This is a genomic window from Dellaglioa sp. CoH-57-MRSF-21 (assembly GCF_056781915.1).
The window spans coordinates 1-940 of record NZ_JBXAXU010000017.1 but is presented as its reverse complement, the minus strand read 5'-3'; the positions used below and the strand labels follow the sequence as shown (position 1 = coordinate 940).

1 protein-coding gene is annotated in these 940 nt (G+C 58.7%); it reads right to left on the bottom strand.

The features are described 5' to 3' along the window. Positions 1-511: 511 nt before the first annotated feature. Positions 512-886 (bottom strand): hypothetical protein, encoded by a 375-nt coding sequence (locus tag AC1RPQ_RS07640; RefSeq protein WP_289862515.1) that lies wholly within the window; start codon positions 884-886, stop codon positions 512-514. Positions 887-940 lie beyond the last annotated feature (54 nt).

Genomic DNA, 940 nt, shown 5'->3' with positions numbered 1-940 from the left:
GGGGAAATAGCGCGAGGCTCCGGTTCTGATCGGGGCGGAAGCTTATCGAACCCCAACAACGGACTGTATTCGTCGTCAAGAGCACGTGCCCGCTCCCACCCATTGATCCACAGCGCCCGCGCGATCCCCGTCTCCGGGTTTTGATCGAGAGTCATTCCCGACCAGTAGGCGTCTCGGCCCGCGCGGCGTGGATCGGTCATTCGATATTCCGATATGCGTGTTCGATACGGTCAGCCAGACGACGGCGTTCGCACGCGACCTCTAGACACATGGCCTCTTGAGCAGATGTTAGGCAATCTTGGCCGATCTTCTCAAACTTTTGTGCTTCTGTACGAAGTAGGTCGATGCACACCAGCATCTCCTTAGGCGTCATGCCCAACGGGTAATAAACGCTCATGATCATCTCCTTGAAAGTTGGTGTGACTATTATACATGAAGCAATTACGTTTGCAATAGGCGCAAAAAAGCCCGGACTGGCCGGGCTTTTAGGGGCATTACGAGTCGGTGCCGATTACAGCGGGGCAGCGCCCGTCGGGAACGGATACGGCGATGCCGGGATCGGTGCGACCTTGCTGGCCTGCTCCGGGACCGAGCGTGCTGCCGGTGCCTTCGTGGCCGCGACCTTGGCCGAACCGGCGTGCGGCTTGCGAACCGACGTACGCGGCTTGGCCGGTGCACCCTCAGCCGGCTGCGCGCTGATGAACGTGCGCTCGATGGTGACGGTGTGGCTCGTGACGACGCCTGCGTTCACGATCGGGCGTGCCTTCGAGCGGACGATGCCCTTGCCCATCAGGAACTTGACGGCAGCTTCCTTCGACGCGAAGGAATTGACGGCGGTATCCGAGCCATCGACCGAGATCGAAATCGTGATAACGTTCTTGCTCATGAGGTAAATCTCCTTTCAGGTGGGTTGGTGCTACTCAGTACAACACTAGAACAA

Excerpts from the sequence above, each read along its gene's own strand:
- AC1RPQ_RS07640 (WP_289862515.1), bottom strand. The coding sequence starts at position 886 with ATGAGCAAGAACGTTATCACGATTTCGATCTCGGTCGATGGCTCGGAT.